This is a genomic window from Sphingopyxis sp. 550B, assembly GCF_057401805.1.
The window spans coordinates 3,395,202-3,408,489 of record NZ_CM171610.1; the positions used below are offsets into that span (position 1 = coordinate 3,395,202).

Annotated in this window: 10 protein-coding genes; 4 read left to right on the forward strand and 6 right to left on the reverse strand. The window is 66.8% G+C overall.

Features of this window, described 5'->3' with window-relative positions:
- Window positions 1–30: 30 nt before the first annotated feature.
- From AC2S9W_RS15780 to AC2S9W_RS15795, 4 genes are all read right to left on the reverse strand, one after another.
- Window positions 31–1,311 carry an O-acetylhomoserine aminocarboxypropyltransferase gene (locus tag AC2S9W_RS15780; RefSeq protein ID WP_286749307.1) on the reverse strand — a complete coding sequence of 427 codons (1,281 nt, stop codon included), beginning with the start codon at window positions 1,309–1,311 and terminating at the stop codon, window positions 31–33.
- Entirely contained in the window at window positions 1,308–3,467 is a 2,160-nt protein-coding gene (gene scpA / locus AC2S9W_RS15785) for a methylmalonyl-CoA mutase (RefSeq protein ID WP_486571244.1), read from the reverse strand. Before scpA ends, AC2S9W_RS15780 begins: the two co-directional genes overlap by 4 nt.
- A gap of 168 nt (window positions 3,468–3,635) precedes the next feature.
- Window positions 3,636–4,073: a methylmalonyl-CoA epimerase gene (mce, locus tag AC2S9W_RS15790; RefSeq protein WP_104959712.1), complete on the reverse strand. Its 438-nt coding sequence runs from the start codon at window positions 4,071–4,073 to the stop codon at window positions 3,636–3,638.
- 107 nt (window positions 4,074–4,180) lie between these two features.
- Window positions 4,181–5,713 (reverse strand): acyl-CoA carboxylase subunit beta, encoded by a 1,533-nt coding sequence (locus AC2S9W_RS15795; RefSeq protein WP_067112987.1) that lies wholly within the window; start codon window positions 5,711–5,713, stop codon window positions 4,181–4,183.
- Between the two features lie 214 nt (window positions 5,714–5,927).
- Between AC2S9W_RS15795 and AC2S9W_RS15800 the strand changes: the two genes are divergently transcribed.
- Entirely contained in the window at window positions 5,928–7,343 is a 1,416-nt protein-coding gene (locus AC2S9W_RS15800; protein WP_486571245.1) for a helix-turn-helix domain-containing protein, read from the forward strand.
- Between the two features lie 128 nt (window positions 7,344–7,471).
- Here AC2S9W_RS15800 and gor read toward each other — a convergent pair whose 3' ends face one another.
- Window positions 7,472–8,821 carry a glutathione-disulfide reductase gene (gor, locus tag AC2S9W_RS15805; protein WP_486571246.1) on the reverse strand — a complete coding sequence of 450 codons (1,350 nt, stop codon included), beginning with the start codon at window positions 8,819–8,821 and terminating at the stop codon, window positions 7,472–7,474.
- Between the two features lie 332 nt (window positions 8,822–9,153).
- Window positions 9,154–10,659 (reverse strand): glucose-6-phosphate isomerase, encoded by a 1,506-nt coding sequence (gene pgi / locus AC2S9W_RS15810; protein ID WP_486571247.1) that lies wholly within the window; start codon window positions 10,657–10,659, stop codon window positions 9,154–9,156.
- A gap of 207 nt (window positions 10,660–10,866) precedes the next feature.
- Here pgi and lepB point away from each other — a divergent pair, with 207 nt between their 5' ends.
- From lepB to era, 3 genes are read left to right on the forward strand one after another with little or no spacing between them, the layout of a single operon-like run.
- On the forward strand, window positions 10,867–11,685 hold the full coding sequence (gene lepB / locus AC2S9W_RS15815; protein ID WP_067109538.1) for a signal peptidase I: 819 nt from the start codon (window positions 10,867–10,869) through the stop codon (window positions 11,683–11,685).
- Entirely contained in the window at window positions 11,682–12,365 is a 684-nt protein-coding gene (gene rnc, locus AC2S9W_RS15820; protein WP_104959716.1) for a ribonuclease III, read from the forward strand. The genes lepB and rnc overlap by 4 nt, the downstream gene beginning before the upstream one ends.
- On the forward strand, window positions 12,362–13,255 hold the full coding sequence (era, locus tag AC2S9W_RS15825) for a GTPase Era (RefSeq protein WP_076075051.1): 894 nt from the start codon (window positions 12,362–12,364) through the stop codon (window positions 13,253–13,255). The genes rnc and era overlap by 4 nt, the downstream gene beginning before the upstream one ends.
- The last annotated feature ends 33 nt before the right edge of the window (window positions 13,256–13,288 follow it).

Sequence of the window (13,288 nt, forward strand, 5' to 3'; positions counted from 1 at the left end):
GATGAGGGGGCGGAGTGGATTGGATCTGGCTCACGCGATCGCCTCCAGCGCCTGTGCGAGGTCGGCGATGATGTCGTCGATATGCTCGATGCCGACCGACACGCGCACCACGTCGGGACCCGCGCCCGTCTCGACGAGTTCGGCTTCGGAAAGCTGGCTGTGCGTGGTCGAGGCGGGATGGATGATGAGCGAGCGTGTGTCGCCGAGGTTGGCGAGGTGGCTGAACATCTTCACCGACGACACCAGCTTGACGCCCGCGTCGTAGCCGCCCTTGAGCCCGAAGGTGAACACCGCGCCGCCCTTGCCGCCGAGATAGCGCTTCGCGAGCGCGTGATAGGGGTCGTCCTCCAGCCCGGCGTAGGACACCCAATCGACCTTCGGATGCGCACGCAGCCATTTGGCGAGCGCGAGCGCGTTGCTGCAATGGCGCTCCATCCGCAGCGCCAGCGTCTCCATGCCGGTGAGCGCGAGGAACGCGTTCATCGGTGCGAGCGCCGGGCCGAGGTCGCGCAGGCCGAGCGTCCGCGCGGCGAGGATGAAGGCGAGGTTGCCGAACGTTTCGGCGAACTTGATGCCGTGATAGGAGGCGTTGGGCTCGGTCAGCGTCGGATATTTGCCGCCCTTCGTCCAGTCGAACGATCCCGCGTCGACGATCACCCCGCCGATCGCATTGCCATGGCCGTTGAGGAACTTGGTCGTCGAATGAACGACGATGTCGGCGCCATGCTCGATCGGGCGGCACAGCATCGGTGTCGCCATCGTGTTGTCGACGATCAGCGGCACCCCGGCATCATGCGCGACCTTGGCGATCGCCTCGATGTCCTGCACGACCCCGCCTGGGTTGGCGAGGCTTTCGATGAACACCGCGCGCGTCTTGTCGGTGATCGCAGCGGCGACATTGCCGGCATCGTCGGCGTCGACGAAATGCGTTGTCCACGCCATCTTGCGGAAACTCTGGCCAAGCTGGTTCTGCGACCCGCCATACAGCTTGCGCGCCGCGACGATCTCGCAGCCCGGTTCCATCAGCGTGTGAAAGGTCAGGAACTGCGCCGCGTGGCCCGACGCCACTGCGAGTGCGCCCGCGCCGCCTTCGAGCGCGGCGATCTTGCCCTCCAGCGCGCCGTTGGTCGGGTTCATGATCCGCGTGTAGATGTTCCCGAACTCTTCGAGGTTGAACAGGCGCGAGGCATGTTCGACGCTGTCGAAGACATAGGATGAGGTCTGATAGATCGGGGTGATCCGCGCCTTGGTCGTCGGATCGGGCTGGGTCCCGGCGTGGACGGTCAGCGTTTCGGGCTTCATCTCAGTCATGCGGCATCCTCCAGTGGCGGCATATTGTGGCCGAGCAGGCGCAGCACGTCGGCGGCGCATTCGACCACGTTGGAACCGGGTCCATAGATACCCTGCACCCCGGCGTCGCGCAGATAATCATAATCCTGCGGCGGGATGACGCCCCCCGCGATAACCTTGATGTCGCTGCGCCCGGCTTCCTTGAGGCCCCGGATCAGTTCGGGGATCAGCGTCTTGTGCCCGGCGGCGAGGCTCGACGCACCGACCGCGTCGACCCCGCTTTCGAGCGCGAGCACCACCGTTTCCTCCGGCGTCTGGAACAGGGGGCCTGAGACGACGTCGAAACCCATGTCGCCGAAGGCCGAGGCGATGACGTTGGCGCCGCGGTCGTGCCCGTCCTGCCCCATCTTGGCGATCAGCAGCTTGGGCGCGCGGCCCAGCCGGCGCTCGACCGCCTTGACCCCGTCGACGACCTGCTGCCAGCGGCCGTCGTCCTTGTAGGGCGCGGCATAGACGCCCTTCACCGGGGTCGGCACGGTCGCATAGCGGTCGAAGGCTTCCTCCATCGCCGCCGAAATCTCGCCGAGCGTCGCGCGGGCGCGCGCCGCATCGACCGCGTGGGCGAGCAGGTTGGTCTCGATCGACTGCGGCGCGGCCGCCGCCCTGCGCAGCGCGTCGAGGGCCGCGCGGCACGCCGCCTCGTCGCGGCTCGCCTTCACCTTGTTGATGCGCGCGACCTGCGCTTCGCGCACCTTGGTGTTGTCGACCTCGAGCGTTTCGAGCAGGTCCTCGTCCTTCAGGCGATATTTGTTGACGCCAACGATCACGTCGTCGCCGCGGTCGACGCGCGCCTGCCGCGCCGCGGCGGCTTCCTCGATCATCGCCTTGGGCCAGCCCGCCGCGACCGCCTTCGCCATGCCGCCCTCGGCCTCGACGCGGTCGATGATCGCCTGCGCCTTGTCGACCAGTTCCTGCGTCAGCGCCTCGACATAATAGCTGCCGCCCAGCGGATCGACGACATTGCACATGCCGGTCTCTTCCTGGATGATGATCTGGGTGTTGCGGGCGATGCGGGCGGAAAAATCCGTCGGCAGCGCGATCGCCTCGTCGAGCGCATTGGTGTGGAGCGACTGGGTGCCGCCGAGCATCGCCGCCATCGCCTCGATCGTCGTGCGGATGACGTTGTTGTAGGGGTCCTGCTCGGTCAGCGACACGCCCGACGTCTGGCAATGGGTGCGCAGCATCTTCGAGCGTTCGGATTGCGCGCCGAGCTTCGTCATCGCGCGATGCCACAGGACGCGCGCCGCGCGCAGCTTCGCCGCCTCCATGAAGAAGTTCATGCCGATGGCGAAGAAGAAGGACAGCCGACCGGCGAACCTGTCGATGTCGAGGCCGGATGCGACGCCATATTTCACATATTCGATGCCGTCGGCGATGGTGAAGGCGAGTTCCTGCACCTGCGTCGCCCCCGCCTCCTGCATATGATAGCCGGAGATCGAGATGCTGTTGAACTTCGGCATCTCGCGCGACGTATAACCGAAGATATCGCTGATGATCCGCATCGAGGGTTCGGGCGGGTAGATATAGGTGTTGCGGACCATGAACTCCTTGAGGATGTCGTTCTGGATGGTCCCGTCGAGCAGCGACCGCGCCACCCCCTGCTCCTCGCCCGCGACGATGAAGAAGGCGAGGATCGGGATCACCGCGCCGTTCATCGTCATGCTGACCGACATCTGGTCGAGCGGGATGCCGTCGAACAATATCTTCATGTCCTCGACGCTGTCGATCGCGACGCCCGCCTTGCCGACGTCGCCGACGACGCGCGGATGGTCGCTGTCATAGCCGCGGTGCGTCGCCAGATCGAAAGCGACCGACAGCCCCTTCTGCCCCGCCGCGAGGTTGCGGCGATAGAAGGCGTTCGATTCCTCGGCAGTCGAAAAGCCCGCATATTGCCGGATCGTCCACGGCCGCCCGGTGTACATCGACGCGCGCACGCCGCGCGTGAAGGGCGCGAAACCAGGCAGGCCGGGGTCGGTCTTCACATCCTCGGCCGTGTAGAGCGGCTTGACGTCGATCCCCTCGGGCGTGTGCCAGGTCAGGTCCCTAAACGCATCTGGGCCCTTCACCTCCTTCTCGGCGGCGGCGGCCCATTGGTCGAGGGTGGGTTTGTCGGTCATAATCTTCAGTCCCCTGCCCTCTCCCCTTCAGGGGAGAGGATACGCAGGCTTGCCAGCTTGCTGGCTAGCCGGAGTTGGAGAGGGGCCTCCCCCTCTCCGCTGCGACTAGGGCCTGCTGCGCAGACCCAAGTCTCGCGCCTCTCCCCTGAAGGGGAGAGGGCAGAAAAGTCAGTGCGCCCCCTTCGGCGTCTCCATGATCTCGGTCAGCACCCCGCCCATGTCGCGCGGATGGACGAAGAAGATCGGCGTCCCGTGCGCCCCGATCCGCGGTTCGCCGAGCACGCGCTTGCCCATCGCCTCGAACTCCGCCTTGGCGGCGTGGATGTCGGGGACCTCATAGCACATATGATGCTGCCCGCCCTGCGGGTTCCGTTCGAGGAAGCCCGCGATCGACGCATTGCCGGGCAGCGGCTCGATCAGCTCGATCTGCGTGCCGTTCGTCCCACCCTCGCCGGGCGTATCGACGAAGCACACTTTGACGCCCTGATCGGGCATGTCGAACGGCTCGCAGATCGTCGTCGCGCCCATCACGTCGCGGTAGAAGGCGATGCTGTCGGCGATGGACGGCGTCGCGACGCCGATGTGGTTGAGGCGGCCCAGTTTCATATCAAAGTCTCTCCAGTTTCGTCATGCCGGACCCGATCCGGCATCCCGCTTAGACCTCGCGGAACAAGGATAGCGGGACCCCGGATCAGGTCCGGGGCGACGCCAAACTACAGCGGAATATTGTCATGCTTCTTCCACGGGTTCTCCAACTGCTTGTTCCGCAGCTTCCGCAGCCCCAGCGCGATCCTTTTCCGCGTGTTGCGGGGATGGATGACCTCGTCGATATAGCCGCGCGATGCCGCGACGAAGGGGTTGGCGAAGCGATCCTCATATTCCTTCGTGCGCTCGGCGATCTTCTGCGCGTCGCCGATGTCGCTGCGGAAGATGATTTCGACCGCGCCCTTCGCGCCCATCACCGCGATCTCGGCGGTCGGCCACGCATAGTTCAAATCGCCGCGCAGATGCTTCGACGCCATGACGTCGTAGGCGCCGCCATAGGCCTTGCGCGTGATGACCGTGATCTTGGGCACCGTCGCCTCGGCATAGGCGAAGAGCAGCTTCGCGCCATGTTTGATGATGCCGTTATATTCCTGCGCGGTGCCGGGCAGGAAGCCGGGAACGTCGACGAAGGTGACGATCGGAATCTCGAACGCGTCGCAGAAACGTACGAAGCGCGCCGCCTTCTTCGACGAATTGATGTCGAGCACGCCCGCCAGCACCAGCGGCTGGTTGGCGACGATGCCGATCGTGCGCCCCTCGATGCGCCCGAAGCCGCAGATGATGTTCGCGGCGTGCGCCGGCTGCACCTCGAAGAAATCGCCCTCGTCGACCGTCTTGCGGATCAGCTCGTGCATGTCATAGGGCTGGTTCGCATTAGGCGGGATCAGCGTGTCGAGGCTGTCCTCGGCGCGGTCGTAGGGATCGCTCGTCGGGCGCACGGGCACGCCGGCGCGGTTGTTCTCGGGCAGATAGTCGAAGAAATCACGCGCCGCGAGCAGCGCCTCGATGTCGTTCTCGAACGCCAGGTCGGCGACCGAGCTTTTCGTCGTGTGCGTGATCGCGCCGCCCAGTTCCTCCTGCGTTACCACCTCGTTGGTCACCGTCTTGACCACGTCGGGACCGGTGACGAACATGTAGCTCGAATCCTTCACCATGAAGATGAAGTCGGTCATCGCGGGCGAATAGACCGCGCCGCCCGCGCACGGCCCCATGATGAGCGAAATCTGCGGCACCACCCCCGACGCCAGAACATTCTTCTGAAACACGTCGGCATAACCGCCGAGCGATGCGACACCCTCCTGAATTCGCGCGCCGCCCGAGTCATTGAGGCCGATAACCGGCGCCCCCACCAGCATCGCCTTTTCCATCACCTTGCAGATCTTCTCCGCATGGCGTTTCGACAATGAACCGCCGAAGACTGTAAAATCCTGGCTGAAGACATAGACGAGCCGGCCGTTGATGGTCCCCGATCCGGTCACCACGCCATCGCCGGGGATTTTCTGGTCCTGCATCCCGAAATCGACGCAATCATGCTCGACATAAGTGTCGAGCTCCTCAAATGAATCCTCGTCGAGCAGCACGAGCAGCCGCTCGCGCGCGGTCAGCTTGCCCTTGGCGTGCTGCGCGTCGATGCGCTTCTGCCCGCCCCCCAGCGCGGCGGCGGCGCGGCGGCGTTCCATTTCGGCGATATTGGCAGACATGCGGCTCTCCACGGATATTGAGCGGTCCGCCCTGCCCCGTTCGGCGCCCGGTGGCAAATGTGAATTTGCAAAGTTGCGAAGTCGGAATTTGCAAAGTAGAGCCACACCATAGGCCGTTCGTGTCGAGCGAAGGCGAGACACCCAGCGACCTTGCGCCACACTGATGGGTGTCTCGACTTCGCTCGACACGAACGGAAATGAGAGGTTTCGTGCCATGACCCGCCAACGCATCTTCGCCGGCAGCCGCATGCGCCAGCTTCGCGCCGAGCGCGGCCTGCGGCAGGCCGGGTTCGCTGCGAGGCTCGGCATCTCGACCTCCTACCTCAGCCAGATCGAGCATGACGACCGGCCGCTGACCCCCGCGCTGCTCGACCGGCTGCAAAGACTGTTCCCGCTCGAATGGGAGGAGGTCGCCGCCGACGCGGGCGACCGGCGCGCGGGCGCGCTGCGCGAGGCGGCGGCCGATCCGCTGTTCGCCGCCGCCCCGATCGCGCCCGAACAGCTCGAACGCGCGGCGCTTCAGCAGCCGCAACTCGCCGACCAGTTCGTCGCGCTGCACGCCGCCTATCGCCGCGCCGGACAGCGGCTCCAGATCATCGACGAGGCGCTGACCGGCGGCACCGCGGAAGGCAGCCGCCTGCCATGGGAGGAGGTGCGCGACTGGTTTCACGACGCGGGCAATTACGTCGACCGGCTCGACCGCGCCGCCGAGGAACTGGCGAAGGGGCTGCGCGGCGCGTCCTCTGCCCCCTCTCCTGCGGTCGAGACGATCGAGCGGCGGCTGCGCGATGCGCTCGGCATCTCGATCGTTTACAATCAGGCGCAGGCGCTGCGCGATTATGACGCGACGATGCGCCACCTTGTCATCGACCCGTCGCAGCCGCCCGAAAGCCGCCGCTTCCAGCTCGCGCACCAGCTCGCGGCGCTGGCGCTCGCGGACGAGATCGCGGCGGTGGTCGAGGCGTCGCCGCTGCGCACCGCCGCGGCGCGCCAGTTGCTCCACGTCGGTCTCGCCAACTATGCGGCGGGCGCGGTGCTGATGCCCTATACGCCCTTTCGCGCCAGCGCGCGCGCGGTGCGGCACGATATCGACCGGCTGCGGCTCGAATATGGGGTCAGCTTCGAACAGGCGTGCCACCGCCTCTCGACGCTCCAGCGCCCCGGCGCGCGCGGCATCCCGATGTTCTTCTGCCGCGTCGACATGGCGGGCAACATCACCAAGCGGCACAGCGCGACGCGGCTGCAATTCGCGCGCTTCGGCGGCGCCTGCCCGCTGTGGATCGTCCACGAGGCGGCGGCGATCCCCGACCGCATCCTGTTTCAGCTCGCCGAGACGCCCGACGGCCTGCGCTACGTCTCGATGGCCAAGGGGCTGGTGAAGCCGTCGGGCAGCTACGCCCGCGCCCCGCGCCGCTATGCCGTCGCGCTGGGGTGCGAGGCGCGATACGCCGCCGACTTCGTCTATGCCGACGGGGTCGACGTCGACGCGCCGCAGGCGGCGGCGCGCATCGGCCCGTCGTGCCGCATCTGTCCGCGCGACGACTGCGACCAGCGCGCCTTCCCGCCCGGCGACCGGCCGATATTGGTCGATCCGGATCGCCGGGACGTGGTGCCCTATCGGATCGGGTGACCAATTCCCCTCCCGCTTGCGGGAGGGGGCTGGGGGTGGGTCTGCGACGGTGCCTCTGCCCACCCCGCTGCGAGTAGCGAGCAAGCTCGCAACTCTCGCTTCCCCTCCCGCTTGCGGGAGGGGAGCGATTACTTCAGCAGCACCAGTTCCTCCGCCATGCTCGGGTGCAGTGCCACCGTGGCGTCGAAATCGGCCTTGGTCAGCCCGGCCTTCACCGCGACCGCCGCCGCCTGCAATATCTCCGGCGCGTCGGGGCCGATCAGGTGCAGGCCGACGACCTGGTCGGTCGCCTCGTTGACCACCATCTTGTAGAGCGCGCGTTCGTTGCGGCCGGCGAGGACATTCTTCATCGCGCGGAAATCGCTCGTATAAACCCGGATCGAGCCCAGTTTATTGCGCGCCTCGGCCTCGGTCATGCCGACGGCGCCGATCGGCGGATGGCTGAACACCGCGCTCGGAACATTGGCATAATCGACCGTCGTCGGCTTGCCACCGAAGACCGAGTCCGCGAACGCCTGTCCCTCGCGGATCGCCACGGGGGTGAGCTGGATGCGGTTGGTGACGTCGCCGACGGCATAGATGCTCGGCACCGACGACCGGTTGCCCTCGTCGACCTTCACGGCCCCGTCCGCGTCGAGCTCGACGCCCGCCTCCGCGAGCCCCAGCCCGCGGGTGTTCGGCACCCGTCCGGTCGCCACCAGCACCGCGTCGGCGGGAATCGGGTCGCAATTGGCGAGGTGGACCATCAGCGAGCCGTCGGCCTGCTTCTCGATCGACTGGAAGGGGGCGTTGAAGCGGAACTCGATGCCCTTGGTCATCGATATCTGCAACAGCCGGTCGCGGATCTGCTCGTCATAGCCGCGCAGGATCGCATCGCCGCGATTGACGATCGTCACCTTGCTGCCGAACTCGTTGAAGATGCCGGCGAATTCGTTGGCGATATAGCCGCCGCCCGCGATCACCACGCGCTGCGGCAGCGTTTCGAGGTGAAAGACCTCGTTCGAGGTGATCGCATGCTCGCTGCCCGGAAAGTCGGGGACGAAGGGCCAGCCGCCGGTGGCGATCAGGATGCGCTCCGCAGTCAGTTCCTGGCCGTCGGCGAGGCGCACCGTCTGCGGCCCGGCGACCGTCGCGCGCGTCTTGAAGACCTCTACCTGGTGATTGTCGAGCGTCTGCCCGTAAAGCCCTTCGAGCCGGGTCACCTCGGCCAGCACATTGTCGCGCAGCCGCGCCCAGTCGAAGCGGCAATCGGGAGGAACGTCCCAGCCGAAATGGCGCGCGTCCTTCAGGTCTTCGGCGAAATGGGCGCCATAGACGAGCAGCTTCTTGGGAACGCAGCCGCGGATGACGCAGGTGCCGCCGACCCGATGCTCCTCCGCCACCGCGACGCGCGCGCCGTGCGACGCCGCGACGCGGCTGGCGCGCACCCCGCCCGACCCGGCGCCGATGACGAAAAGATCATAGTCGAACTTGGACATGGAAGAGCCCCCGCACTGGAATGATTGGCTGGCGCCTATGTGGGTGGGCGGCGCCGGCTTGCCAATCGAATTTTGCGGTCAGTGCGAAACACTTGTCGTTGCGGCCCCGGACGGATCGGCAATTATCCCTTTTCGGCAGGGAACCGTTCCCCGGCGAAAGCCGGGGTCCATGCGAGGCAGGCGCACGCATCTGGACCCCGGCTTTCGCCGGGGATCACCAGCTTCATTGTCTCAAGGGCATGAACGCCGACTAGATCTGGGGGAGTCATCTACAGCAGTGTACGCAACTCTGGATTGCCGCGTCGCCATGCCCCTCGCAATGACCCTATGGGTTATTCCCCCAGCGCCGCCTGCATCAGCGCCTGCGTCGCCGGATCAAAATCGACCGTCCCCTCGGCCAGACCCTTCGCCATTTCCTTGCCCAGTTCGACCCCGAACTGGTCGAACGGGTTGATGCCGAGCAGCACCGCGTTGGCGAAGACGCGATGCTCGTAGAAGGCGATGAGCGCGCCCAGCTGATGCGGCGTGACCTGTTCGAGCAGGATCGTCGCCGAGGGCCGGTTGCCCGGATAGGCGCGCGCGCCGTCGTCGCTCGCACGCCCGGCCATCAGTGCAGCCCCCTGCGCGATGCAGTTGGCGACGAGCGTTTCGTGGTGCGCGGCGTCGAGCAGATCGTCGGCCTCGCGCGCGACGACGAACTCGACCGGGACCAGATGCGTGCCCTGATGGAGCAGCTGGAACACCGCATGCTGGGCATCGGTGCCGACGCCGCCCCAGGTGATCGCGGCGCTCGCGCGGCCCAGCGGCTCGCCGTCCAGCGTGACGCCCTTGCCGTTCGATTCCATTTCGAGCTGCTGCAGATAAGAGGGAAGCAGCCGCAGCCGCTCGTCATAGGCGAACACCGCGCGCGTCTGGCAGCCGAGGCGGTTGGCATAGAGCTGGTCGGCGAAGGCGGCGAGCAGGCAGATGTTGTCGGCACCCTCGGCCAGCCGGAAATGCCGGTCCATCTCCGCCGCGCCTTCGAGCAGTTCGGCGAAAGCATCCCAGCCGAGCGCGAGCGCCGCCGGAAAGCCGATCGACGACCACAGCGAATAGCGCCCGCCGATCGTCTCGCTGAACGGCAGGATGCGCGTTTCGTCGATCCCCCATTCCATCGCCTTGTCGGGATTGGCGGTCAGCGCGACGAAGCGTCCGCTGGGGTCCTCGACCCCGCCCTCCTCCAGCCATTGCAGCGCCGACGCGGCGTTGAGCAGCGTCTCGGTCGTCGTGAAGGTCTTCGATGCGACCGCGACGAGCGTATATTCGGGGTCGAATTTCGCAAAGGCCTCGCTCAGCGCGGCCCCGTCGACATTCGAGACGACGGTAACGTCATAGCGCCGGTCGTGCCGCCCGAGCGCGTCGACGAGCAGGTCGGGGCCGAGCGCCGAACCGCCGATGCCGATGTGCAGCAGGTGGCGGATTTCGCCGAACGCCCCCGCCTCGATCGCGTCGACCAGCATGCGCATCCGCTGGTGGAGCGCCTGCGCGCGATGCACCGAATCGGGCGCGCCGTCGCCGCGCTCGGCGCTGTGCTCGGCGGCGCGCTCCTCGGTGGGGTTCACGATGCCGCCCGAAAACAGCGTCTTTCGCCGGCCCGCGAAATCCTGCGCCTCGGCCAGCCGCGACAGGATGGCGACCGCCGCATCGTCGAGGTGCGTCTTGGCGAAATCGAAGCGGATGTCGGCGACGCGGCGGACGAACGCCTGAAGCCGCGCATCGGGATCGGCGGCGACAAGCTCGGCGAGCGGACGGGGCTGCCAGTCGGCGAGGGCCTGCCAGGCTTCGGTGGCGGTGGTCATCGGATGTCCTCTTGGTTTCCGCTCGATGCGAACGGGATCGGGATGTGGCTTTCTCCATAAGCCAGCGGCGGTGCCCATGCCAGCGTCGTCCGCCGATATTCGCTTGACCTTCGCGTCCATTCGTCGCCAATGCGCGGCATGACCGACGCCAGCGCAACCGCCAGAAATTCCGCCGCCCCGACTCCCGCGCCCCCGGCCCCCGCTCCGATGTCCGCAAAGGAGGAGGCGGTCGACACCATCCGCTTCCTCGCGCTGCTCGCGGTCGCGGTGCTGATCTTCCGCAGCTTCTTTCTGTCGCCCTTCAACATTCCGTCGGAATCGATGCAGCCGCGGCTGCTGATCGGCGATTACCTGCTCGTCAACAAGATGGCCTATGGCTATTCGAAATACAGCCTGCCGTTCAGCGTGCCGCTGATCCCCGGCCGCATCTTTCCGCGCACCCCCGAACGCGGCGACGTCGTCGTGTTCAAGGCGCCGCCGGTGGGCGACAACGACTATATCAAGCGCGTCATCGGCCTGCCCGGCGACACGGTGCAGGTGAAGGACGGCGCCGTCTGGTTGAACGGCCGGCCGCTGAAGCGCGAGCCGATGCCCGATTTCGTCATTCCGGTGACGCAGAACATGATCGACGCCTCGCGCGCGATGGGCACCCTGCCCTGCTATTCGCCCGAGTTCGAGGAGACCGCCGCCGACGGCGGGCGCCAGTGCCGCTACAAGCAGTTCCGCGAGACGATGCCGAACGGCAAAAGCTATCCGATCCTCGACATCACGACGATCCAGCAGGACAATACGCCGCCGGTCACGGTGCCGGCCGGGCATCTGTTCCTGATGGGCGACAATCGCGACCGCAGCGCCGACAGCCGCTTCCCGGCGGTGGAGAATGAGGGGATCGGCCTGGTTCCCGAAGAGAATCTGGTCGGCCACGCGCTGGTCGGCATGTTCTCGACCGACGGCTCGGCGAGCTGGCTCAACCCGATCAGCTGGTTCACCGCCGCGCGGTGGAGCCGCATCGGGGACGGCTTTTGAGCGAAGGCGCGTCCGCCGAAACCATCGCCGCGATCACCGGCGCGCCGCCCGGCGACCTTGGCCTCTATCACCGCGCGCTGACCCATGGCAGCAGCGGCGCGGGCGATTATCAGCGGCTTGAATTCCTGGGCGACCGGGTGCTGGGGCTGGTGATCGCGTCCGAGCTGTTCCGCCGGTTTCCGAAAGCGAGCGAGGGCGAGCTTTCGTCGCGCCTGCACGCGCTGGCATCGGGCGAAACCTGTGCGCGCATCGCGCAGCGGCTCGACCTCAACGCACATGTCCGCTTCGGCGCGCAGGCGATCAGCGACGGCGGGCGGCAGAGCGACAATGTCGCCGCCGACGTGCTCGAAGCGCTGATCGGCGCGCTGTGGCTCGACCGGGGCGAGGTGGCGGCACGCGCCTTCATCGTCCGCGAATGGGGCGCGATGATCGAGGGGCAGACCGCGGCGCCCAAGCATCCCAAGGCGGCGCTCCAGGAATGGGCGCTCGCCCGCAAGCGGCGTCCGCCCGAATATCGCCTCGTCCGCCGCGAAGGCCCCGACCATGCGCCGCGCTTTCGCGTCGCGGTCGCGGTCGGCAAGCTCGCCGAGGCCGAAGGCGAAGGCGCATCGAAGCAGGCGGCCGAAAAGGCCGCGGCGGCCGCTCTGCTCGACCGGCTGACACAGGAAGAGAAACAATGACCCAACGCTGCGGCTTCGTGGCCGTTGTCGGCGCCCCCAATGCGGGCAAGTCGACCCTCGTCAATGCGCTCGTCGGCCAGAAGGTCGCGATCGTCAGCCCCAAGGCGCAGACGACGCGCACCCGGCTGATGGGCGTCGCGATGGCGGGCGACACGCAGATCGTGCTGATCGACACCCCCGGCATCTTCGCGCCGACGCGCCGGCTCGACCGCGCGATGGTCGCCGCCGCGTGGGGCAGCCTGGAGGAGGCGGAGGCGACCCTCGTCATCGTCGATGCCGCGGCGAAGCTGAGCGGCCGCGTCGAGCGCGTGCTGGAAGGCGTCGCGGGACGGCCCGAGAAAAAGTTCCTTGTCCTCAACAAGGTCGACCTGACGCGCAAGGACAAGCTGCTGACGATCGCGACCGAGTTGAATGCGAAGCTGCCCTTCGACGAAACCTTCTTCATCGCTGCGAGCAGCGGCGACGGCGTCGCCGACCTCAAGGCGCATCTGGCTTCGCTGATGCCCGAGGGACCGTGGCATTTCCCCGAGGATGAGGTGAGCGATGCGCCCGAGCGCATGCTCGCGGCCGAAATCACGCGCGAGCAACTCTATCGCCAGCTTCACGAGGAACTCCCCTATCAGTCGACGGTCGAGACCGAGCTGTTCAAGTCGCGCCCCGACGGCAGCGCCGAAATCCATCAGCAGATCCTCGTCGCGCGCGACAACCAGCGCGCGATCGTCCTCGGCAAGGGGGGCAGCCGGATCAAGGAAATCGGCGCGAAGGCGCGCGCCGAGCTGGCCGAGTTGATGGGGCGCAAGGTCCACCTGTTCCTGCACGTGAAAGTGAAGGAGAACTGGGACGAGGATCGCAGCGTCTATCGCGACATGGGGCTCGACTGGGTCGATTGATCCTGCCCTGAAGTCGCCTGGACTATCCTTGCC

What these genes read in the sequence shown, in the direction of transcription:
- lepB (WP_067109538.1), top strand. Translation starts at nt 10,867, where the DNA reads ATGTCCGCAAAGGAGGAGGCGGTCGACACCATCCGCTTCCTCGCGCTG.
- scpA (WP_486571244.1), bottom strand. Translation starts at nt 3,467, where the DNA reads ATGACCGACAAACCCACCCTCGACCAATGGGCCGCCGCCGCCGAGAAG.
- pgi (WP_486571247.1), bottom strand. Translation starts at nt 10,659, where the DNA reads ATGACCACCGCCACCGAAGCCTGGCAGGCCCTCGCCGACTGGCAGCCC.
- mce (WP_104959712.1), bottom strand. Translation starts at nt 4,073, where the DNA reads ATGAAACTGGGCCGCCTCAACCACATCGGCGTCGCGACGCCGTCCATC.
- gor (WP_486571246.1), bottom strand. Translation starts at nt 8,821, where the DNA reads ATGTCCAAGTTCGACTATGATCTTTTCGTCATCGGCGCCGGGTCGGGC.
- AC2S9W_RS15795 (WP_067112987.1), bottom strand. Translation starts at nt 5,713, where the DNA reads ATGTCTGCCAATATCGCCGAAATGGAACGCCGCCGCGCCGCCGCCGCG.
- era (WP_076075051.1), top strand. Translation starts at nt 12,362, where the DNA reads ATGACCCAACGCTGCGGCTTCGTGGCCGTTGTCGGCGCCCCCAATGCG.
- AC2S9W_RS15780 (WP_286749307.1), bottom strand. Translation starts at nt 1,311, where the DNA reads ATGACTGAGATGAAGCCCGAAACGCTGACCGTCCACGCCGGGACCCAG.
- AC2S9W_RS15800 (WP_486571245.1), top strand. Translation starts at nt 5,928, where the DNA reads ATGACCCGCCAACGCATCTTCGCCGGCAGCCGCATGCGCCAGCTTCGC.